The following is a 21,054-nucleotide window of genomic DNA, read 5'->3' as shown; positions in this document are numbered from 1 at the left end:
GATATGCAGATCGATTATTCAAAGCGGCTTTCGCCAGCGATTTCCGATTTCGTTGATGCCGCAATGCCCTACAGCCATTGGGGCGTTAATTATTTCAACATCCGGCTGATGGAACTGGTGCTGATCGACAGCCTTTTGGGCGGAGCGATCAAGAAAGGCGGCGAACGGTTCCTGGACTTCGGTTGCGGTCTCGGCCTCGCCTGCGTCTATGCCAGCGCGTACTTCTCAGAAGTCGAAGGCGTCGACCTTGATGATCCCGGCGTCGCATTCAAAACTGACCGATCAGCGCCGGCAGTAGGAACGGACCTGATCGCTGCGATCGGAATCAACAATATCCAGCTGACGTCCGGCGACAGCTTTGCATATTTGAGAGACCGTAGAGACCGATACGATATGTTGCTCAGTGTCTTTTGCCTCGAGCATGTGGAAGACATTCAAGGCGCCTGCGACCTGTTTGCGGCCGCGCTCAAAGTTGGCGGCAGATCGGTCCATATCATCCCGAACACTCACGACACGACCAACCAGCTGCTGCAGACCACGCTCGGCCCGATCGAGGAGAACGAAAAGAACTCCGTCGCGGTCGGACGAGGCACCAAGAAAATGGGAACCATGTTCGCCCCCATAACGCACTCGGAATTCATTGACGATTACCGGCAGCAATTCGACGTGAACTGCCTTGAACGCTACATCTTTCCGATGATGCTTTCAGGACTCACGATCGAAAAGATCACCCCCATGCGGGAGCACTCCTATGCAGTCCTGGCGTCCAAGGTCAGCTAGAGCCGCCACCCCGATCATTGAATTCGGATCACTGTCAGCGTGCTATCCTTCGAATTCCCCGAAGAATTGAACCTGAATGATGAAGTCGCGCCTACTGCGTTAGACGTGCAGCTGATTTTGATGTTGGCCGCCGGGCAGGCCAGCACCCCGGACAAAGACATTGCCATCACCTGATTAGCGTCAGCGGCGGTTGTTCGACCGCTGCTGATCACGGTGGTCCCACAATTTACAGCCATACTGCAGCGCGCCGCCGTGTCATGCATCGTGACGGGGCTTGACGTCTGTCCAGAAATGTCTGATATTTCTGTCATGACAGAAACAACGGAAAAGAAGAAACTCCCGGCCGCCGTCGAGCGGTTCATCCTGCACTGGGGTGACATGGGGGACGAGTGGGGCGTCAACCGCTCGGTCAGCCAGATCCACGGCCTGCTGTACCTCGCCGAGGCGCCGATGACGGCCGAGGATATCGCCGAGACACTCGGCATGGCCAGGTCCAACGTCTCCAACTCCATCAAGGAGCTGCTGTCCTGGAACCTGATCCGCCGGGTGCCGATCCTCGGCGACCGCCGCGATCATTACGAGGCGGAGACCGACATCTGGGAAGTGGCGGCGCGGATCGCGTCCCGTCGCAAGGAGCGCGAGATCGACCCCGCGGTCGATGCGCTGCGCGCCTGCGTTTCCGATGCCGCCGATGATCCGACCATCAGCGAGGTCGCGAGCAAGCGGCTGAGGGAGATGCTGGAATTCACCGAGCTGGTCGACCGCTGGTACATGCAGATGCTGAAGGTGCCGCGGCCGAGATTGGTCGCCCTGATCAAGCTCGGCGAAAAGATCGTCAGCTTCCTGCCGATGGGAAAAACCAAATAGCGCGTAGGGCGAGGCGGGAGAGTAGCAGGAGCGTTCGATGGCGTCAGCGATCAGGATCTCAAGCCTTCCAGCGTCCAGTCGTTTCGAAAAACCTTCCAGCGACCTACTGCTCGACGATGACAGGTTCCACGCGCTGCTGTCCGACGCCGATTGGGGGCGATTGCCGCTGGCGGTCTGGCGGCGGTTTTCCAAGCGCCATGTCGACGGTGCCACGGTCGTCTATGTCGGCGAGGTCGAGGAGGCCTGGTTCAGCCGGATCGGCTGGTGGATGGCGCAGCTGGCGCGGCTGGTCGGCGGGCCGCTGCCGACCGGGTCCGAGACCGGCGTTCCGATGGTCGTGACGGTGACGGAGGACGCGGCAAGCGGCGGCCAGATCTGGACCCGCATCTGCGCCCGCTCACACGGATTTCCGCAAGTCATCCATTCCTCGAAGCGCTTCGCCGGGCCGACCGGGCTCGAGGAATATGTCGGCCACGGCATCAGCATGGCGCTGCGGATCTTCGTCGAGCATGAAGCGCTGGTGTTTCGCAGCGTCGGCTATGCCCTGCAGATCGGGCCGCTGCGGCTGGCGCTCTCGCCCTGGCTGACGCCCGGCGACATCACTGTGATCCATGCCGATCTCGGCGGCGGCACGTTCCGTTTCACGCTCGATATCGTCCATCCGCGTTTTGGCAGGCTCATTCGCCAGTCCGCCGTGTTCCGGGAGGCCGCATCATGACGTCGTTGCTATGGATCCTGATTGCCGTTCAGATCGCAATGGGCGTGTTCGACACGTTCTATCACCATGAGCTGACCGAGCGGCTGGCCTGGCGCCCGTCGCAGCGCTACGAGTTGCAGCTCCATGGCGTGCGCAACATGATGTATGCATTCCTGTTCCTGGTGCTCGGCTGGCTGGAAGTCTACGGCATCCTTGCGATGCTGATCATCGCGGTGCTGGTGGCGGAAGTCGTCATCACGCTGATGGATTTCGTCGAGGAGGACATGAGCCGGAAACTGCCGGCCAGCGAGCGCATCAACCATACGCTGCTGGCGATCAATTACGGCGCCATCCTGGTGCTGCTGCTGCCGGTTCTGATCGACTGGGCGATGCAGCCGACCGGGGTCAAGTCGGCCTATACGGGGTGGCTCAGCATTATCGCCGCGGCGGCCGCCGTCGGCGCGGCGCTGTGCGGATTGCGGGATTTTACCGCGGCCCGGCGTCTCGGACGGATGACAAGCGCGCCTGCGGCTGGCCTCGTGGAGAAATTGCCTGATAGCCAGACCGTGCTCGTCACCGGCGCCACCGGTTTCATCGGCAGCCGTCTGGTCGCAAGCTTGACCGCGTCAGGTCATCAGGTGATTGCGCTTGTCCGTAACCCCGCGAAAGCGGAACTGTCGCCGCCGATCACCCTGATCACGAGCCTCGATCAGATTCCAGCGGATGCCAAAATCGACACCATCGTCAATCTCGCCGGAGAGCCGATCGGCAACGGTCTGTGGACGGAGACAAAGCGCCGCAAGATCCTCGAATCCCGGATTCAGATGACCGGCGATGTCGTTGATTTGATTGGCCGTCTCGAACGCAAGCCAAAGGTGTTGGTCTCCGGCTCCGCGATCGGCTGGTACGGTCTGTGGCAGGATCAGGTGCTGACCGAGTCCGCCAAATCCCACGCCTGCTTCAGCCATGAATTGTGCGACGCCTGGGAGCGTGCGGCGAGCCCGGCGGCCGTACATGGCGTGCGTGTAGCCTATCTGCGAATCGGCCTCGTGATCGGAACCGATGGCGGCTTCATCACGCGCATGCTGACGCCGTTCGAGTTCGGTCTCGGCGGACCGCTAGGATCAGGCAAGCAATGGATGTCGTGGATCGAGCGCGACGATCTCGTGCGCCTGATCGCCCATGTGATCGCCAGCCCCGGCATCTCAGGGCCGATCAACGCCACCGCGCCGATCCCGGTCACCAATCTGAAGTTCACCGAAGAACTCAGCCGGCGGCTGCATCGTCCGGCCGTGTTCCGGATTCCGGATGCATTGCTGCGTTGGGTCGGCGGCGATTTTGCCAATGAGCTTCTGCTCGGCGGGCAGAGGGTGCTGCCGAACAAGGCCCTGATGAACGGATTCAAGTTCCGCCACGAAACGCTGCGCAGCGCGTTCGACGCGATCTTGTGAAATGCGCGGATACTTAAGTGCTTGCGCGGGAAACCGTAACCACACCGCGAAACGTCGCCGCCAATGTCCGCAGCGCGGCAAGCTTTGCCGGGTCGCTGACCTTCGAGTGTAACATCACCTTCGATGCGCCAAGTGCCGGCAGGTTCTGTGCTATTCCGATGTCGACCAGCCCAGCCGGCGCGATCCTCCGGGCCAGTGGCGCGACTGCCAATCCGGCTTGGGCCGCCGCGACCACCGCCGTGACGCCGCCGCCGACAAAGGCTTCGATCCAGGGGATGCCGGCCTTGTCGAGCGCGCGGACGGCGATGGCGCGGACGCCGCAGGGCGGTGCCAGCGTCGCCAGTTGCAGGGCGTCACCGCGCGGCCAGACGAAGCGCGGCGCGGCGAACCAGCCGAACTCATCCTCGGTCAGTTGCTCGCCGCCGCGGCGGCTGCCTTCCTGCCGCACCACGACGGCGTCGAGTTCGCCGGCATCGTAAGCATCGAGCATCGCCCGCGAAAAGCCGATCGTGACCGCCAGCGACATCTGCGAGGACATCGCATGCAGCCGCTCCAGCAGCGGCACCAGTTCGGGGCCGGCGGCGTGATCGCTGATGCCGAGCGACAATTGCTGCCGCGCCGGCGTTTCGCCCGATAGCGCGCGGTCATGCGCCTCCATCAGGACGCGGGCATGGTGCAGGAATGCCGTGCCGTCGGCGGTCAAGGTCACCGCGCGCGGCGAGCGCTCGACCAGCCGCTTGGCGAGCACGCCTTCCAGCCGCTGCAGCTTCAGGCTGACCGCGGCCTGCGTGGTGCCGAGCGCCTCGGCAGCGCGGGTAAAACTCTGCAGTTCGGCGACCAGCAGGAAGGCCTGAACGGTGTCGATATCCAGCGTGGCCATGGCATCATCACTAATAGTTATCACTGTTATGAAGATAGATAAGATACCAAAATGATGCGGACAGGTCTAGGTGTGGGGAACGCAAACGACACCACGGAGAACCATCATGCCGCTGATCACCGTCACTTATTCGAGCTTTCACAAGGCGCCTTCGCTAAAGGCGGAAATCGCTTCCGCCGTCAGCGATCTGACCGCAAAAATCCTGCGCAAGGATCCCAGGGTCACCGCGGTGATCGTCCGCGCGGTCGATGCCGCGGACTGGTTCGCCGGTGGGAAGTCGCTGGCCGAACAGAGCCTCGCCAGTTTCTGGCTCGACGTCCATGTCAGCGAGGGCACCAACACCAAGGACGAGAAGGCCGCTTATCTGGCCGCGGTGTTCCAGCGCATGGGCGAACTGCTCGGGCCGCTGCACCACGAGAGCTACGCGCATGTCGACGAAGTAAAGGGCGATGCTTACGGGTTTGGCGGCCTGACACAGGAGCGGCGCTACATCGCGATGAAGCTCGAGGTGTCGCCGCAGCAAGAGGCGGCGTAAGTCCTAGTCTAGACAGTCGCTTCCGGCAGGCGGGCCTTCGTTTCGCCGAACACGTCCTCAAAGGCCTGCCGGAGCGCGACGTCGACGTCTTCCATCGTCACGGGCAGGCCGAGATCGACCAGCGAGGTGACGCCGTATCTGGGATCGGCGACGCCGCAGGGGATGATCGCAGAAAAATGCGACAGCTCCGGCTCGACATTGATGGCGATGCCGTGGAACGAGACCCAGCGCCGCAGCCGCACGCCGATCGCCGCGATCTTGTCCTCATGGACGGGTCCCTTGTCCGGCCTGCTGACCCAGACCCCGACCCGGTCTTCGCGGCGTTCGCCGCGCACGTTGAAGGCGGCGAGCGTGCGGATGATCCATTCCTCGAGACCGGCGACATAGGCCCGCACGTCCGGCCGCCGGCGCTTCAAATCGAGCATCACATAGGCCACCCGCTGGCCGGGGCCGTGATAGGTGAGCTGGCCGCCGCGCCCGGTCTCATACATCGGAAACCGCGGGGCCAGCAGATCGCCGGCCTTGCCGCTGGTTCCGGACGTGTAAAGCGGCGGATGTTCCAGCAGCCACACCAGTTCGGGCGCTTGCCCGTCCGCAATCGCGGCCGCCCGCATCTCCATCTCGGCCACGGCCTCAGGGTAGGGCACCGGTTTGGCCGCAATCCGCCATTCGACCTCGCTGCCGCCAGGCGGTCGCGCGAATGTCGTCAAATCAAGGCCTTGGCGGTCGCTATTAACCATTGGCTAACCATAACGTGGTCAGGTGAAACCACCCAATTTTGTCCAAGATCCAGTCCAAGTTTGGCGGTTTCGTAGTGGCCACCCTCGATAAAGTCAGCGTCGATCTCATGGTGGTGCTCGGCACCACCACGATGCCTATCCACCAGGTGATGCGGCTGTCCCGCGGCGCCATCATCGAACTGGACGCCACCGAGGCGGACGAGGTCAAGATCCTCGCCAACAACCTTCCGGTGGCTTCCGGCGTCGTGCTGGTCGATCGCAACCGGATCGCGGTCGAAGTCAAGCAAATGCTGCCGAAATTACCGGGTGTTAGGTAGTTATTCGGTCGCAAAACCGCCTTGTCCCTGCATCTCTGATTTGTTACATCGGCGCCGTTGATCCGGCAGGCCGCATCCTTCCAGCCGGTATCCCAAGCGCTCGTGGCGGAATTGGTAGACGCGCTGCCTTGAGGTGGCAGTGAGTAAAATCGTGGGGGTTCGAGTCCCTCCGAGCGCACCACAAAATCGTGCAGTTTGGGCCCGACCCAATCGATTCGGTGAGATCAGCGTGATTCTTCGCAGCGCCGCAGGGGCGAAACAGTTGGGAATCGCCAGGGCAGGCGGAAGTAGCCTTGCTGTTACACCGTTCGCGTAAAACAACAGGGCATCGCCGGCTACCCGGTCCGAGGACCGCAATTCGGCACTTCCAAATCCATCCGGAGCACGTGAATGGTTTTCTTGGGCTACGCCTATCGATTCGTCTCCAACTTCGTGTTCCTGGCGCTGGTCTACTTCGCCCTTAACTTCCTGGACAAATATCCGCAGCGCGCGGTGGTGGCGATCCTCGTGCTGGTTTATGCCGCCATGCACGCGGCCTCGGCGCTGCGTTCGTTCTATTTCTTCCAGCGCATTGAGCGATTGGAGATCGAGGCGCGGCGTCTGGCCAAGGTCGCCGCCGAGGGGCCGAGCGCGGCCGCTGCCGCCGCGGCCTCGCGCAAGCAGATCGTCTCCGAGGTCAGCGGGCTTCGCCACGCCGGCGAGATCAAGGCCTATATCGACCTGCTGTTCCTCGCCCTCGTCATCCTGCTCTGCATCGCCAAGATCGTCACCAACTAGCCGCTTGCGCCTTCGGGCCACCGCTTTTTTGTGCTCTATTCCGTCAGCATAATAAAAACCGGAGCACTAATCCAATGACGGGCAGACCCAACTCCCTGGCGGCTCGCGATGTCGCCTCGCTCATCCATCCCTATACCAATCTCGACAAGCACAAGACCGACGGGCCGCTCGTCATCGCGCGCGGCGAGGGCGTTTATGTCTACGACGAAACCGGCAAGCGCTATCTCGAGGGCATGGCCGGGCTGTGGAGTACCTCGCTGGGCTTCAGCGAGCCGCGCCTGGTCGAGGCCGCGCGCCGCCAGATGGAGCAATTGCCGACCTACCACATCTTCAACAGCCGCTCGACCGAGCCCAGCATCGAGGCCGCCGAGGAACTGCTCAAGATCGTGCCCAAGGGGCTCGGCAAGGTGCTGTTCGCCAATTCCGGCTCGGAGGCGAACGACCAGGCGGCGAAAATCGTCTGGTTCTACAACAATGCGCTGGGCCGGCCGCGCAAGAAGCGCATCATCGGCCGCGTCCGCGGTTATCACGGCATCACGGTGTTTTCCGGCAGCATGACCGGGCTGGCCGCCAACCACGTCGAATGGGATCTTCCGGTCGGCGGCATCCTGCGCACCGACTGCCCGAGCCACTATTTGTACGGCCGCCCGGGCGAGAGCGAGGCCCAGTTCGTCGATCGTCTCGTCGCCAATCTCGAGGACATGATCATTCGCGAGGGGCCGGATACGATCGGCGCCTTCATCGCCGAGCCGGTGAACGGGGCAGGCGGCGTCATCGTGCCGCCGGCCGATTATTTCCCGCGCATTCAGCAGGTGCTGCGCAAATATGACGTCCTGATGATCGCCGACGAGGTGATTTGCGGCTTCGGCCGCACCGGAGAGATGTTCGGCTGCGATACGTTCGGCATCGAGCCCGACATCATGACCGTCGCCAAGGCGCTATCCTCGGCCTATTTGCCGATCTCGGCCACCATCATCAGCGACACCATCGCCGAAACCATCACCGCCCATGCCGGCAAGGTCGGCAATTTCGCCCATGGCTTCACCTATGCCGGGCACCCGGTCGCCGCCGCCGTCGCGCTGGAGACGCTGCGCATCTACAAGGAACGCGACATCGTCAGCCAAGTGAAAGCGCTGGCGCCGCATCTGCAATCGCGGCTGCGCGCGCTCGGCTCGCATCCGCTGGTGGGCGAGGCGCGCGGCGTCGGACTGATCGGCGCGCTGCAGCTGGTTGCCGACAAGGCCACACGGCGGCCGCTGCCGCCGGCCGAAGGCATTGGCGCATTGATCCAGCAAGGGGCGATGGCGCGCGGCGTCATCGTGCGCGCCGGTCCCGATGCGGTGTTCGTCTGCCCACCGCTGATCATCACGGCGGAGCAGATCGACGAGATGATGGACGCGGTGGCGGCGGCGCTCGACGAAGCGCATGCGGTGGCCGAGCAACGCGGCTTGCTCGGCCGTGCGCAGTCGGCGGCGGGGTAGAGCGTTTTCGAGCGAAGTGGATACCGGTTCGCGTGAAGAAAACGCGTCAAAACAAGAATCTAGAGCTTCGGTTCTGATTTCATCAGAGCCGGGGTTCTAGCGCTTTTTCAGGCCGGCCATGCGGACCGCGTTCTTCTTGGCCGGCTTGACCTGCGCCGCATGTTTGGCGGCGCCCTTGCCGCCATGTTTTGCGTGCTGGCCGGGGCGTGCGGCCTGCTTGGCGGACACTTCGTGCGCGGCGGGCGCGGTCGGCTCGAGCTTGCGTGCGGACGGCGGCGAATACAGCATCGTGACGCGGATCGATTCCGGAAGCTTGAACACGCTGGACGCCGGGACCGGCAGCGCGGGCGGGTCAAGCACCAGCGTCACCTGCTGCGACCACAACGCATCGCGCAAGGCGCGCCGTTGCACGCGGTCCGCAGGCGCCGTATTGCGCCAATCGGAATGAGACAGCGCGGGCGCGGGCAGGGCCGCGGTCGCGGTATAGGCGAAATTCGGAATTTTGGGCCAGCGTGACGTCGCCACCTGCTCCGATACCGGATGCAGTTGCCATTGCGACGGCTCGGTCGGCGTCGCCGGCCGGTCCGGCGTCGCAGGCACGACATGGACCAGGCGGTAGCCGCGGGCTTTCAGATCGCTCAGGATTCGCGGCAGGGCGGCGACGGTGCGCGCCTGGATATCGTGCAGCAGCAGGATGCCTTTGCCCTTGGCTTCGAGCCGCTGCATCGCGAGATCATAGACGCGCTGCGACGAGACCGGGCGCCAGTCGTCGGCGGGAAAATCGGCGCTCCAGATTTGCAGGCCTTTTGCTTCGGCATAGGCCTCGATGACGTCGGAACGGCCGAGGCCCGGAATGCGATAGAACGGCGCCGGCGCGGTGCCGTCGCCGAGCGCGGCCGTGATCGACGCAATGCCGTCCTCGATTTCCTTTTGGGCGCGATCGAGCGGCAGCTGGTTCATGTTCCCAGGATGGTTCTGGGTATGGGTGGCGATGGTGTGGCCGGCATCGCGCATCTTGCGCACGCCTTCGGGATTGGCGTTGGCCTGCCGTCCGACCAGGAAGAAGGTCGCCTTCGCGCAATGGGCGGCGAGGATATCGAGGATCTGGTTGCTATATTTCGGCAGTGGACCGTCGTCGAAGGTCAGCACCACCTCATGGTCTTCCAGCGGCAGCGTCTTGGCATATTGCATGGTGCCGATCAGGGGATATTGCCGCGGGTCGACCACCAGCGTGCGCGACGTGCCCAGCGCATCGGGATGCCCAGGACAATTGGCGGCGGGCGCGGCCTGCGCCGTGGTGCCGGTCAGCATTCCCAAGAGAACTGCGGCTGAAATTGTGGCTGAAACGGCGGCTGAAAAAGTAATCGATGCCCGCTGACGGAGCCCCATACCTGCGTTAGCGATCATAAAACCCCGGCTTCATTCCCAATCGAATGTTGGTCCCTGCGGACCGGTATTCGGTTCACTCGAAAAATGCCTTGTTTGCAATCCTTAACGGCGGGCCATGAATGCCGCCTTAATGGCCGAAATACCACACTTATTTCGGGTTTTGGACAGCTCTGGCGGTGGCCGCTGAGGCTGCCGGGACCAGATGGACCACGCGGTAACCGTTGTCTCTCAGATAGCGCAGGAACGCCGGCAGCATGGCCGCGGTTTGCGCCTTGGGATCGTGCAGCAGGATGATTCCCTTGCGGGCGGCCTGCAGCCGCTCGATGAGCAGCTTCAGCTGCTGGGCCGGTTTCATCGGCTCCCAGTCGCTGGCCCAGAGGTCGGCGCCGAACACGGATATGCCGCGGTTCTGCAGCAGGTCCAGCGTCGCCGGCGTCATCTCGAAATAGGGATAGCGAAAGAACGGGGTAGTCGGGGTCGTTGTGCTGGTCCCGTGCAGCGCCTTTTCGACCGCCGCAAAGCCCTTGTCGATCTCAGCCGTGGCCGCATCCGGCTTGAGGTATTTGATATTGGGATGCGACCAGGTGTGGTGCCCAATGGTGTGGCCCTGTGCGGCCATCCTGCGCACCAGCTCGGGGTGCGCCGAAGCAGACCTGCCGATCAGGAAAAAGGTGGCGAGCACGCATTCGCGCGCGAGCGCGGCCAGCACCCTCGGCGTCGTGCCCGGCCACGGCCCGTCATCGAAGGTCAGGACCACCTCACGATCTCCAAGCGGCAGGGTCTGCGGAAAGCTCTTCAGCCCGACGCGCGGTGAGGTAGCGGCATCGACGCGCAGAACCCGTGAGGTGCCGAGCCCGTCCTTGTGCGGGCATTCGGCGGCCTTGGCTGCAGCCGTCCACACCGTCGCGGCCGCGATGGCTGTGCAGAGCGTCCTGGTGAATCCTGGGGTCATCAGCCGTTGTGCATCTTTGGCATTGCGCTTGGCGTTGCCGATTGGGTAATGCGTGCAGCGATAACTCAAACGCAAGTTCTGTCAAACCCGGTGAGGCAAGGCATGGCCGAGGATATCGACGTTGCCACCGCCGCCGCGCGGCCTGTTGACGGGTCCGCGCTCGATCCCGCCCTGATGCGGGATGAAGAGGGCCACATCCGACACGAATTCGTCGAGGAAATCACCCGCGCCATCAAGGCCGCCGATCGCCCGTCGCTTTCCGAGTTCGTGGCCGAACTGCACGAGGCCGATCTCGGCGATTTGATCGGCGCGCTCGAACCCGACGATCGCGTGGCCCTGGTCGAATTGACGGGGACCGATTTCGACTTTTCCGCACTCAACGAGGTCGACGAAACCGTTCGCGAGGAAATCCTCGAAGAGCTCGAACCGGAGACGGTCGCCGAAGGCGTTCGCGAACTGGAATCGGATGACGCCGTCGAACTGCTCGAAGGCCTCGACGAGGAGGACCAGGAAGAAATCCTCGAAAAGCTGCCGCCGTCTGAGCGCGACGCGCTGGAGCGCAGCCTGCTGTATCCGGAAAACTCCGCCGGCCGGCGGATGCAGTCCGAATTCATCGCGGTGCCGCCGGACTGGAACGTCGGGCAGGCGATCGACTACATGCGCGACACCCCGGACCTGCCGGACCGGTTCTATGAAATCTACGCGGTCGACGCCAACCAGCACTGGCAGGGCGCGGTCTCGCTCGACACGTTGCTGCGCGCAAGGCGGCCGGTGCCGCTCGCCGACCTGATCGAGGAAGACCGCCGCCGCGTCTCCGTGCTCGACGACCAGGAAGAGGTCGCGCGGATGTTCGGCAAATACAATCTGGTCGCAGCCCCCGTGGTCGACACCACCAACCGGCTGGTCGGCGTCATCACCATCGACGACGTCGTCGACGTGATCGAGGAAGAGGCCGACGAAGACCTCAAAGCGCTCGGCGGCGTCACCAGCGACGAAGAATTGTCCGACAGCGTCTGGACTATCGCGCGCGCCCGATTCAACTGGCTCTTGGTCAATCTGGCGACCGCGTTCCTGGCATCCTCGGTGCTCGGCCTGTTCGAAGGCCAGCTGGAAAAGATGGTGGCGCTGGCCGTGCTGGCGCCGATCGTGGCGAGCCAGGGCGGCAACGCCGCGACCCAGACCATGACGGTGGCGGTGCGGGCGCTGGCGACCCGCGAACTTCATTCCAACAACGCGCTCCGCGTGGTCCTGCGCGAGGCGATGGTCGGTCTCGTCAATGGCCTCGCCTTTGCCGTGATCACCGGCGTCGCCGCGGTGGCGTGGTTCAAGATCCCCGGCCTCGGCGTCGTGATCGGCCTTGCGATCGTCGTCAACCTGATCGCCGGCGCGCTGGGCGGCATCCTGATCCCGATGGTGCTGGAGCGGGTGCGCGCCGACCCGGCGGTGGCCTCCGGCACCTTCGTCACCACGATCACCGACGTGGTCGGCTTCTTCTCGTTCCTCGGCATCGCCACGCTGTGGTTCGGGCTGAAGTGAGCGCTCGGCACGGGAAAGTATCGTTAATCGGTCCTTAACGGGCTTCGCCGATGATTCCCATATTGGGAATCGAACATGCAGCGCTTGCGGCTCAAGGCAGACGGACGGATCGTGGAACTGCGGGATGGGCAGGAGTTCCCGCTCGCGCCTGCGCATCCGGAGCAAACTGCCGCCCCAGCGGCGGACCCAACGCCGCTGCCGGCGGTTCGCGACCTGCGCCGACGTTCGCGCCTGACCCAGCTCGAATTCGCCGCACGGCTCGGGGTGCCGGTCGAGACCATCCGGAACTGGGAGCAGGGCAAACGCGCGCCGCGCGGACCGGCACGGGCGCTGCTCGCCGTCATCGCCCATTCGCCGGAAACGGTTTTCGCCGCGCTCGCCACGGAATCGGCCACCATCTAGCCACCACGGCTCAACAGGTACATCGCGCTATCTCTAATCCTATCGCGTTGAGGTGTGATGTAGTCGATCTCATCGCGCGTCAGGCCGAGGTCCATCAGCTCTCTGTCGCTCAGGTAAGCCAAGCCGGCTCGCAAGCTCTGGCGTTGGCGCCGCTCCTGAAACGCACGCCAATATCGCTTGAGCAAGCCGAGGACGTTCCGCGTCGACGTTGCCGTTGGTAATGCGATGGGCAGGTCGAGGCCGAGCCCTGCGGCATCGCGCTCGGTCCCGGATGTGATGTTCGTCTGTTGGGGTGGCATCGGATGCTCCTGCTGTTGCGCCGGCAGGGAGCATGGCCAAACAAAAGGCCCCGTCCGATGCCGGCGGGGCCTGGTGAAAAGATCGCGTCGTCGAATTTCTAGCGCACGACTCCTTCCACGGCCCAGCGAGAGCGGGTTACGTTTTTACGGTTCGCGGTGCGCACGACGTTGATCATGAAGCGTAGGTACCACGGAGATCGCGCCAAATCAAGGGATGTGCCGGTGTGGCTCGCATCCTGGAGGCGAGTGGACGTGGCCGTCGCCGCATCACCGCCGCCCGGTCTCTTCTGACGCGTTTTCTCGACGCGAACTGCACTTCGCACGAAAACGTTATGTGTTGGCACTGACCTGCCGGCGGCCCATAATGAGCGTATGAACTTTATTGAGGCCAATGGCGCAAGGATCCCGGCGATCGGGCTCGGCACCTGGGAACTGCGCGGACGAACCTGCGCGCGGCTGGTCGAGCAGGCGCTGCGGCTCGGCTATCGCCACATCGACACCGCGCAGGTCTACGAGAACGAACGTGAAGTGGGCGAGGGGCTGCGCGGCTCCGGCGTCAAGCGCGGCGAGGTGTTCGTCACCACCAAAATCTGGACCACGCATTTCGCGCCCAACGATCTCGAGCGATCGGCAAAGGAAAGTCTCGCCAGATTGCGCCTGACCGAGGTCGATTTATTGCTGCTGCACTGGCCCAACCCGCAGGTGCCGCTGTCGGAGACGCTGGGCGCGCTGGCGCGGGTCAAGCAGCTCGGGCTTGCCCGGCATATCGGCGTGTCCAATTTCACCGTGGCCCTGATCGAGGAGGCGGTGGCGGCGTGCCCGGAGCCCTTGGTCTGCGACCAGGTCGAATACCACCCCTATCTGGACCAGGCCAAGGTGATGGAAGCCTGCGCGCGCCACGGCATGGCGCTGGTGGCCTATAGCCCGGTTGCCAAGGGCCGCGTCAAGAACGACCAGGCCTTGCTGCGGATCGGCGACCGCTATCGCAAGACATCAGCGCAAGTGTGCCTGCGCTGGCTGGTGCAGCAGAACGTGGCGGCGATCCCGCGCACCTCGAAGCTGGCGCGGCTGTCGGAAAATATCGAGATCTTCGATTTCGAACTGTCGGACGCCGACATGCGCGAGATTTCCGACATGGGCAGCGCCGGCGGCCGGCTCACCGATTTCGGCTTCGCACCGAAATGGGATTGAGCCGCGGTCGCGCCGGGCGTTATGCTCAAAGCCCATCGCAAGGCCCTTGGATTGTCTTGGTACGATGAACCTGCGCCAGATCATACCTTCGGACATGACGGCTTCAGTGATTGCCCATCTGTCGCTGCTGGCGTTGCTGCTTGTGTTCTCCGACGTGCATCCGTTCGGCGCCGCCACGCCTGAATCGATCGCGGTCGATATCGTCGCGCCGCAAGACATTCCTGCCGAGATCGAGAAGGCGTCCGAACCGGCTGCGACGCCGCCGCCGCAACCTGATTTCACCGCGCTCGACAAGCCCGCGGCCGCGGCGGCGCCTGCGGTTCAACAGCCACCTCCGCCGCCGCCACAGAAGCAGGCGGCAGTGGCGGCACCGAGCCCGGCGCCGCAGCCAGCCGCGCCACCACAGGGAGTGACGCAGGCGCCGGCCTACAAGCCGCCCGAGCCCGATCTGTCGGTCAAATACAACGTCATGCTCGGTCTCCCGCCGGCCCTGCTGCCCAGCGCGCCGGCATCCGGCGACAAGGGCAAAGACAATTTCGACGCGCCCGCGACCACGTCCGCCGACATCGATTCAAGCGTCGTCGCGGCGTTCCGGCGGCACTTGCGGACCTGCTCGAAACTTCCGCCCGCGTTGAAAGGCTCCGACGACGTCAAGGTCAAGCTGCGCGTGTTCATGAGCCAGGACGGCAAGCTCGCCGCGGAGCCGCAGCTGATCGAGGCCAGCGCTTCCGCCAAGGGCCCGCTCTTGATGCGCAGCGCCATCAGCGCGCTGGAAGCCTGCCAGCCCTACGCGATGCTGCCGGCCGACCGTTACGGCGAATGGAAGGTGCTCGACCTCAGCTTTACGCCGCAGGATTTCGCGGGTTCGTGATATTCTTCGATGCGTTTTCTTGACGCGAACTAACGGGAGTAGCCGGCCCGGGATAAATGAACTGGTAGATGCGCGATCACCTAACTGGAGGCAGAGCCATGATCAAAGATATTCTTGTCAACCTGTCTTACGGTAAATCGCAAGATGGCGTTTCCAATTACGCGCTGTCGGTTGCGGAAACATTCGGCGCGCACATCATGGGGACGGCCTTCTATCCGGCAGTGGTCGGTGGCTTTGACCTGTCAGCCAACTTTATTCGAGCCCAGCAGGCTGAAGCTCGACAACGCGCAGAGTCCGTGGCCACCGTGTTTGACGAGGCGACGCGTCGCGCTGGCGTTTCAGCCGAAACACGCAGAATTGAAACTGACGTCGGCGACGGACCAACCCAGTTTGCGCAAATCGCAAGACGGTTCGATCTTTCCGTCATTGGCCAATTTGAAGGGGACCGGGATCATCGAACCACGAATGTCGTCCTTGAGGCCGCGCTGTTCGAATCCGGAAGACCGGTGCTCATCGTACCTTTTATTCAGAAGGAGCGCCTCAAACTCGATCATGTCATGGTGTGCTGGGATGGCAGCCGGGCAGCCGCCCGAGCGGTCGCCGATGCCATGCCGTTTCTTATCCGCTCCGGCAAGGCGAGTATTGTTGTTGCGGACGCTCAGAGCGCCAAGAGCGCAGACCTTCCGGGTGTGGATATCGCGACCCATCTGGCCCGTCACGGAGTAAACGCCACGATTGAGCGCATCCCCGTCCGCAAGATCAATGTTTACAATGCAATCCTGTCATATGCAGCCGATACAGGTGCCGACCTCATTGTCATGGGCGGGTACGGGCATTCCCGGCTGCGGGAGTTTATTCTTGGTGGGACGACGCGTGGTATGCTTGCCTCGATGACCAAACCGACATTGATGTCGCATTGATCGGATCTTGGAGTCTGGCGAGCGACGCGAAGCAGGCCGTAGGGCGGATTGGAGCCGAAGGCGTAATCCGCCATTCCGGCTTAGCCGTAGCGCAATCTTCTTCGCCGCAATCGCCGCTCGCAAATCGCACGCGCGACGATTGTTCGGCACCGGGTACATAGCACGGATATATTGGCACTGTAGCGGGGCGGCGGATTACGCCTTCGGCTCCAATCCGCCCTACGGGCTTGCGCGGGAGCGAAGAAACCGCGAAAATCCAGCCTTCAAAAATCGGGCCTTCAAAAGTCATGTGGGGAATCTTGGAAAAATGAAGTTTGATGACGTTATCCTTGGTCGCCGAAGTATCCGCGGTTACAAGCCCGATCCGGTACCCAGGGCGCTGATTGAGGAAATCATCGCTCTGGCGATGCGCGCGCCGTCGTCGATGAACACCCAGCCCTGGAATTTCTACATCGTCACCGGCGAACCGCTGAATCGAATCCGCGCCGGCAACACCGAGCGGATGGTGGCGGGCATACCGCAGTCGCGCGAATTCCGCACCGGTCAGGCCTTTGCCGGTCCTCACCGCGACAGGCAGGTCGGCGTAGCCAAGCAATTATTCTCCGCCATGGGGATCGCGCGCGATGACAAGGACAAGCGCCAGGACTGGGTCTTGCGCGGCTTCCGTCAATTCGACGCGCCGGTATGCGTGATCGTGACCTATGACCGCGTGCTCGATGGCAGCGACGACACGCCCTTCGATTGCGGCGCCGTGGCGACCGCCCTGGTCAATGCAGCCTGGTCTCGCGGGCTGGGCGCCGTGATCAACAGCCAGGGCATCATGCAATCACCTGTGGTGCGCGAGCACGCCGGCATAGCCGACGATCAGGTCATCATGAAAAGTATCGCACTGGGCTGGCCGGATGAAAGTTTCCCGGCAAATGCGGTCGTGTCCGAACGAAAGTCCGTCGAGGAAGCCACGGTGTTCGTCGGTTTCGAGAATTAGGCGCCCAACTCAATCCACCTTGCGGGCATTTACCGGCTTGATCTCGGAAAGAACCGTGCTGAGACCATCGACGATGGGCTCCGCATCGGTTGCCGTGGCGGATATCTGCAGTTCGGGAAAGTAGAGTTGAAAGGTACGGCGGGTGCGGCCGGCATCGTTGGTGTTTTCGCTCTCGCCACGGATCACCTGGAGAACGCAGGCTCCAACCGCGACTGTTCCTTCTGATTTGAACTTGTAAGCGATCGTACTGGTTTTCTCTTTCGTAATATTCTCACCGTCCGTCGATACCGTACGCATCTTGTAGGTTATGTCAGATCGACGATCAAAATGCTTGGGGAGTCCATCAGGCGCATACTTCCATGTGTGATGCGAGTATTTGCCGGCATAAGGTGTAGTCCATTCAGCCGATGCGATGGTCCCATCGACATAAACTGCCTTCGTCACGAAGACGGGTGGGTTTGGGCGGGTGGATGGCTGTGTCTGGTGAGTCCATACAACCCTGCCGCCCGATGTGTCTCGATGGGCCTGAACGACTGTCCTTGTCCCGTCCTGACCATGATAGGCCAGTTCAACGGGAACCGTGGAGTTCTTGATCGCGTCGCAGTCGACGGCGGGCGCGGGTTGCGCGGACGCAGTACTGGCAAACAGCAAAAGGAAGAGCGAAAGAAGACGCATGGATTGTCCAGTATGCGGTTGGCCATCCCAACCCAATATTATCCGTTAGCGTCTGTCGCTCATGACAGCTTGAAAGTTCAATCGCTGCTCCAGAGTCGGTAGGGCGGACAGGTCGGTTCAATCCGCCCTGCGAGCTGCCCAGCAACTTCTGCATCGAACGTTGGTTAGGGGTTGACGCTTGGCGCGGCATTTCGGGCCGGGGCCACGCATGTAGTGCAGCTCCGGCCGGTAGCTGTCGCGGACGTCCATAACCAAATCGTGAACGATGCTGGCAATGTCGGATACGGTCTCAGCCGTCTTGCGAGCAAAACCAGACATTGCGGACCGGCGCGCAGAAGCCGGTGCGGTCGCACGGGGGCTGACGATGCTTTTCCAGGCCATCTCTTTTCTCCGTCCGTTGGATGTGGGCACCGTGATCATCTAGCGGATCGGAGCTGCGGCTGCGCCAGAGGCGATTGGCTTACCTGTTGAGCGATTGCGGCTAACGCCTGCACCTCAATCCGTCGCCGACGTTGCTGCGTCGCTTCCTACGCAAGCGAAATCTCGCAGGCTGCGTGCGACAAAACAACCCGACGGGCAAATCAATTCCGATTTACAGAAATCGTGTCAAGTAGAAAATTTCTGTAAATCAAAATATTTCTGTTGTCGTCCGACCCAAATCAGTGCGCATCTATCGCCATCCCGTCCCACTCTGAGGGCGTTGGCCATCGTCACAACGAGGGGCGGGTTGCGGTGGACGCCGAGGTTGCGATTGACGGTCGCGGCTGATGCGTACGGCGAAAGCGTGTGGTCCTGGCGCCCGTAACGGCGTCAAGTCCTGCGGGAGCCAACGCTTCCGGGGGGCGACGGTGGCAATAGAGGCCGTCTCACCGGGGAGAGCGCGTCATAAGCCGTAAAGCCATTGCGCAGGGAATGTCGGATGTTCTCCGCTGCCCTGTATGCTCGTGTGCAGCTTTCTTAGCACAATCGCACACGAGACCGCGGGTGCAGCGCGCATCCGGCATTCCCTGCGCCCTCTGATTGGAGAGGGCGAATGAATTTGCAAGCCTCGGGCGCAATGCGTCGCGAGAAAGCGAACGTACGTTTACCCGTCATCCTGAGGTGCGAGCCTAGCGGTGCACTTGCACCGCTGGGCGAGCCTCGAAGGATGAATCGGCCACAGACCGGGCCGTCGCCCTTCGAGGCGCGCAAGAGCGCGCACCTCAGGGTGACGGAGCTGAGATAAGGCGCGCGGCTCGATGGATTGCTTCGCTTCGCTCGCAATGACGTGGAAAGAGCCTTTGTCCCCCTCAACTCCCCATCGCCTTCCACGCATTGGACGCGAACTGCCGGCGCCAGGTCACGATCACGACCATCGCTGTCGTGACGAACAGCACCCATGGACTGACGAACCAGCCGAGATAGCCGAGCGCAAAGAAGAACGAACGCTGGCCGCGATTGAAATGCTGGCCGGCGGATTCGAACAATCGCGTGGTGCGGATGACATGGGCTTCCGCTTCCGGCGTGCCTTTTTCCGAGGCCGGCGGCATCGCGCCGAGCAGGATGGCGACATAGTTGAACAGGCGATAGGCCCAGGAAAATTTGAAGAAGGCGTAGATGAAGATCAGGATCAGCCCGACGCATTTGATTTCCCACAGAGCGGGCGAGGGGCTGAGATCGATCGGCAGCGCGCCCAGCACCGCCAGCGCATCATTGGTGGCGCGCAGCAGCGCCAGCCCGCCGCCGATCGCGATCAGGCTGCTGGAGGCAAAGAACGCCGTGCCGTTCTGCAACGAAGCCATGATCTGCATGTCGACCATGCGGGTTTCGCGATCGAGCAGGTTTCGTATCCAGACCTCGCGATAGACATGCATGCGGGCGGACAGGCTGTCCCGGCCGTAGGCGGTACGTTCGAGGGTGAAGGCATAGACGGTCCACTCCACCACGAAGAACGTGATGGCCGCGATGTCCACCCAGTAACCAGCCATGCTGCATTTCCCGTGATCGCTCGGTCACACGAGATGTACAGGTTGAACGGTTGCCGTGCACTATGTCATGATGGCGTCCCCAACAGGATTTCCCGCAAATGTTGAAGCTCGTCATCGGCAACAAGAACTATTCGTCATGGTCGCTGCGGCCGTGGCTGGCGCTGCGCGCCAACAATATTCCGTTCGAGGAGGTCGTGATTCCCCTGTACACGGACAACCCGGCCGACAAGCAACGCATCCTGAGCTTCAGCGATGCGGGAAAAGTGCCGGCGCTGGTCGATGGCGACGTCACGGTGTGGGATTCGCTGTCGATCATCGAATATCTCGCCGAAAAATTCCCGCAAGCGAAGCTGTGGCCGGAAGACCGCGCCGCCCGCGCCCATGCGCGTTCGATCTCGGCGGAGATGCATTCGGGCTTCATGGCGCTGCGCAACGAATGCGGCATGAACCTGCATCGCCCGATCCGTGCGGTGGCGCTGTCGGATGACGCGAAGGCCAATGTGGCGCGAGTCCAGGCGATCTGGGCCGAGTGCCATCAGCGCTACGGCAAAGCGGGGCCGTTCCTGTTCGGCGCCTTCTGTGGCGCGGATGCGATGTTCGCACCTGTCGTGCATCGTTTCCGCACCTATGCGATTCCGGTCGCCGGTGAGGCGCGGCACTACGTCGATGCGATGGAGGCGCTGCCGGCGTTCCAGGAGTGGACCCGCGACGGGCTGGCCGAAACCATGCTGATCGACCGGTTCGAGACGATCTGAGGCGGGCTGCGTCAGCCCGTCCGGTTCCAATAGTCCTGACCGCACCCGCCCTGACTGCGGCATGGAGCCGGGCGAGGGGAGATCGCGGCCGGAATAGCGGCTATGCAAATTCCCCCAAACGGGCATTTAACGCACTGAAATATCTGTAAAATATCCGTTCTCGGGAGGCCTCGATGTTACTGGATTTTTGGGCCCGTGGTGTGCTAGGTTGACGCAGGGTTCTCAAGTCGGCCGATCGCTAGCGGGACAACTAAGCGCCGCCGACAATCTTGCGTATGGAGAGGGCGTTGAAGCACAAGTTCACCGTTGGAGAGACTGTCTATTTCACTGCCAGCAACGTTGCCCGACCGGCCGCCAGCGGCACCTATGAGGTGATCCGGCTGCTTCCGACCGACGGCGACGACTGCCAGTATCGCATCAAAAGCTCGACCGAAGCTTTCGAACGGGTAGCCAAGGAAAGTCAGCTCGCGGTCTCCTGAGCCGCACTTGCGGTCTCCTGAGCCGTTTACGGTCTCCTGAGCAGCTTGCGGTCTCCTGAAGCTGTGCGCAAACCTGCGGTTGACGCGGTTCCATATCGCCCGCCGTCA

24 protein-coding genes and 1 tRNA gene are annotated in these 21,054 nt (G+C 62.6%); 18 read left to right on the top strand and 7 right to left on the bottom strand.

Annotated elements, in window-relative coordinates; translation table 11 throughout:
• The first annotated feature begins 3 nt into the window (after positions 1 to 3).
• The 5 genes from JQ558_RS13875 to JQ558_RS13860 all read left to right on the top strand — a co-directional run bounded on the left by JQ558_RS13875 (position 4) and on the right by JQ558_RS13860 (position 3,795).
• Positions 4 to 780, top strand: coding sequence for a bifunctional 2-polyprenyl-6-hydroxyphenol methylase/3-demethylubiquinol 3-O-methyltransferase UbiG (locus tag JQ558_RS13875; RefSeq protein ID WP_212293957.1), 777 nt, complete (start codon positions 4 to 6; stop codon positions 778 to 780).
• Positions 781 to 819: 39 nt separating this feature from the next.
• Entirely contained in the window at positions 820 to 954 is a 135-nt protein-coding gene (locus JQ558_RS37855) for a hypothetical protein (RefSeq protein WP_283814173.1), read from the top strand.
• A gap of 135 nt (positions 955 to 1,089) precedes the next feature.
• The gene (locus tag JQ558_RS13870) at positions 1,090 to 1,647 is read left to right on the top strand and encodes a GbsR/MarR family transcriptional regulator (RefSeq protein ID WP_212208962.1); all 558 of its coding nucleotides are present in this window, start codon (positions 1,090 to 1,092) and stop codon (positions 1,645 to 1,647) included.
• Between the two features lie 37 nt (positions 1,648 to 1,684).
• Positions 1,685 to 2,365: a DUF4166 domain-containing protein gene (locus JQ558_RS13865; protein ID WP_212293956.1), complete on the top strand. Its 681-nt coding sequence runs from the start codon at positions 1,685 to 1,687 to the stop codon at positions 2,363 to 2,365.
• Positions 2,362 to 3,795 (top strand): TIGR01777 family oxidoreductase, encoded by a 1,434-nt coding sequence (locus tag JQ558_RS13860; RefSeq protein ID WP_212293955.1) that lies wholly within the window; start codon positions 2,362 to 2,364, stop codon positions 3,793 to 3,795. Before JQ558_RS13865 ends, JQ558_RS13860 begins: the two co-directional genes overlap by 4 nt.
• Positions 3,796 to 3,808: 13 nt before the next feature.
• Here the strand turns inward: JQ558_RS13860 and JQ558_RS13855 are convergent, their stop codons facing one another.
• Complete coding sequence (locus JQ558_RS13855) at positions 3,809 to 4,675, bottom strand: LysR family transcriptional regulator (protein ID WP_212272240.1); 867 nt, start codon at positions 4,673 to 4,675, stop codon at positions 3,809 to 3,811.
• A 106-nt stretch (positions 4,676 to 4,781) separates the two neighbouring features.
• On the opposite strand from JQ558_RS13855, the gene JQ558_RS13850 reads away from it, so the two are divergent.
• Positions 4,782 to 5,210 carry a 4-oxalocrotonate tautomerase family protein gene (locus JQ558_RS13850; protein WP_212272241.1) on the top strand — a complete coding sequence of 143 codons (429 nt, stop codon included), beginning with the start codon at positions 4,782 to 4,784 and terminating at the stop codon, positions 5,208 to 5,210.
• An 8-nt stretch (positions 5,211 to 5,218) separates the two neighbouring features.
• On the opposite strand, the gene lipB is transcribed toward JQ558_RS13850, so the two are convergent.
• A complete protein-coding gene (gene lipB / locus JQ558_RS13845) occupies positions 5,219 to 5,950 on the bottom strand; it encodes a lipoyl(octanoyl) transferase LipB (protein WP_212293954.1) in 732 nt (243 codons plus the stop codon).
• Positions 5,951 to 6,024: 74 nt separating this feature from the next.
• Here lipB and JQ558_RS13840 point away from each other — a divergent pair, with 74 nt between their 5' ends.
• The 4 genes from JQ558_RS13840 to JQ558_RS13825 all read left to right on the top strand — a co-directional run bounded on the left by JQ558_RS13840 (position 6,025) and on the right by JQ558_RS13825 (position 8,525).
• Positions 6,025 to 6,267, top strand: coding sequence for a FliM/FliN family flagellar motor switch protein (locus JQ558_RS13840; RefSeq protein ID WP_074276133.1), 243 nt, complete (start codon positions 6,025 to 6,027; stop codon positions 6,265 to 6,267).
• Positions 6,268 to 6,363: 96 nt separating this feature from the next.
• Positions 6,364 to 6,448, top strand: a tRNA-Leu gene (locus tag JQ558_RS13835).
• Between the two features lie 209 nt (positions 6,449 to 6,657).
• Complete coding sequence (locus JQ558_RS13830; RefSeq protein ID WP_212208967.1) at positions 6,658 to 7,044, top strand: hypothetical protein; 387 nt, start codon at positions 6,658 to 6,660, stop codon at positions 7,042 to 7,044.
• A gap of 74 nt (positions 7,045 to 7,118) precedes the next feature.
• Positions 7,119 to 8,525, top strand: coding sequence for an aspartate aminotransferase family protein (locus JQ558_RS13825; RefSeq protein ID WP_212208968.1), 1,407 nt, complete (start codon positions 7,119 to 7,121; stop codon positions 8,523 to 8,525).
• A 96-nt stretch (positions 8,526 to 8,621) separates the two neighbouring features.
• Here the strand turns inward: JQ558_RS13825 and JQ558_RS13820 are convergent, their stop codons facing one another.
• Positions 8,622 to 9,836: a polysaccharide deacetylase family protein gene (locus JQ558_RS13820; protein WP_249142468.1), complete on the bottom strand. Its 1,215-nt coding sequence runs from the start codon at positions 9,834 to 9,836 to the stop codon at positions 8,622 to 8,624.
• A 226-nt stretch (positions 9,837 to 10,062) separates the two neighbouring features.
• Positions 10,063 to 10,866 carry a polysaccharide deacetylase family protein gene (locus tag JQ558_RS13815; RefSeq protein ID WP_212293952.1) on the bottom strand — a complete coding sequence of 268 codons (804 nt, stop codon included), beginning with the start codon at positions 10,864 to 10,866 and terminating at the stop codon, positions 10,063 to 10,065.
• A gap of 102 nt (positions 10,867 to 10,968) precedes the next feature.
• Between JQ558_RS13815 and mgtE the strand changes: the two genes are divergently transcribed.
• Entirely contained in the window at positions 10,969 to 12,402 is a 1,434-nt protein-coding gene (mgtE, locus tag JQ558_RS13810) for a magnesium transporter (RefSeq protein WP_212293951.1), read from the top strand.
• A gap of 75 nt (positions 12,403 to 12,477) precedes the next feature.
• Entirely contained in the window at positions 12,478 to 12,804 is a 327-nt protein-coding gene (locus JQ558_RS13805) for a DNA-binding transcriptional regulator (protein ID WP_212272246.1), read from the top strand.
• Here the strand turns inward: JQ558_RS13805 and JQ558_RS13800 are convergent.
• Positions 12,801 to 13,103: a DUF1127 domain-containing protein gene (locus JQ558_RS13800; RefSeq protein WP_212272247.1), complete on the bottom strand. Its 303-nt coding sequence runs from the start codon at positions 13,101 to 13,103 to the stop codon at positions 12,801 to 12,803. The genes JQ558_RS13805 and JQ558_RS13800 overlap by 4 nt on opposite strands.
• A 372-nt stretch (positions 13,104 to 13,475) precedes the next feature.
• Here JQ558_RS13800 and JQ558_RS13795 point away from each other — a divergent pair, with 372 nt between their 5' ends.
• The 4 genes from JQ558_RS13795 (at position 13,476) to JQ558_RS13780 (ending at position 17,070) form a co-directional block, all read left to right on the top strand.
• Positions 13,476 to 14,294, top strand: a complete 819-nt coding sequence (locus JQ558_RS13795) for an aldo/keto reductase (protein ID WP_212293950.1) — start codon at positions 13,476 to 13,478, stop codon at positions 14,292 to 14,294.
• 64 nt (positions 14,295 to 14,358) lie between these two features.
• Positions 14,359 to 15,165 carry a hypothetical protein gene (locus tag JQ558_RS13790; protein WP_212272249.1) on the top strand — a complete coding sequence of 269 codons (807 nt, stop codon included), beginning with the start codon at positions 14,359 to 14,361 and terminating at the stop codon, positions 15,163 to 15,165.
• A 98-nt stretch (positions 15,166 to 15,263) separates the two neighbouring features.
• A complete protein-coding gene (locus tag JQ558_RS13785; protein WP_212272250.1) occupies positions 15,264 to 16,085 on the top strand; it encodes a universal stress protein in 822 nt (273 codons plus the stop codon).
• Positions 16,086 to 16,392: 307 nt separating this feature from the next.
• Positions 16,393 to 17,070, top strand: coding sequence for a nitroreductase (locus tag JQ558_RS13780; protein WP_212294058.1), 678 nt, complete (start codon positions 16,393 to 16,395; stop codon positions 17,068 to 17,070).
• Positions 17,071 to 17,079: 9 nt separating this feature from the next.
• On the opposite strand, the gene JQ558_RS13775 is transcribed toward JQ558_RS13780, so the two are convergent.
• Together JQ558_RS13775 and JQ558_RS13770 are read right to left on the bottom strand one after the other, a co-directional pair.
• The gene (locus JQ558_RS13775; protein ID WP_212293949.1) at positions 17,080 to 17,745 is read right to left on the bottom strand and encodes a hypothetical protein; all 666 of its coding nucleotides are present in this window, start codon (positions 17,743 to 17,745) and stop codon (positions 17,080 to 17,082) included.
• 1,289 nt (positions 17,746 to 19,034) lie between these two features.
• On the bottom strand, positions 19,035 to 19,712 hold the full coding sequence (locus tag JQ558_RS13770; protein WP_212272253.1) for a DUF599 domain-containing protein: 678 nt from the start codon (positions 19,710 to 19,712) through the stop codon (positions 19,035 to 19,037).
• A 98-nt stretch (positions 19,713 to 19,810) separates the two neighbouring features.
• Between JQ558_RS13770 and JQ558_RS13765 the strand changes: the two genes are divergently transcribed.
• Both JQ558_RS13765 and JQ558_RS13760 read left to right on the top strand, forming a co-directional pair.
• A complete protein-coding gene (locus JQ558_RS13765) occupies positions 19,811 to 20,467 on the top strand; it encodes a glutathione S-transferase family protein (protein ID WP_212293948.1) in 657 nt (218 codons plus the stop codon).
• A 275-nt stretch (positions 20,468 to 20,742) separates the two neighbouring features.
• The gene (locus JQ558_RS13760) at positions 20,743 to 20,946 is read left to right on the top strand and encodes a hypothetical protein (protein ID WP_192733742.1); all 204 of its coding nucleotides are present in this window, start codon (positions 20,743 to 20,745) and stop codon (positions 20,944 to 20,946) included.
• Positions 20,947 to 21,054 lie beyond the last annotated feature (108 nt).

Origin of the sequence: Bradyrhizobium sp. AUGA SZCCT0160 (assembly GCF_018130105.1) — a bacterium.
GTDB lineage: Bacteria > Pseudomonadota > Alphaproteobacteria > Rhizobiales > Xanthobacteraceae > Bradyrhizobium.
The sequence above is the reverse complement of the archived record's forward strand: the minus strand, read 5'-3'. Positions and strand labels throughout refer to the sequence as shown.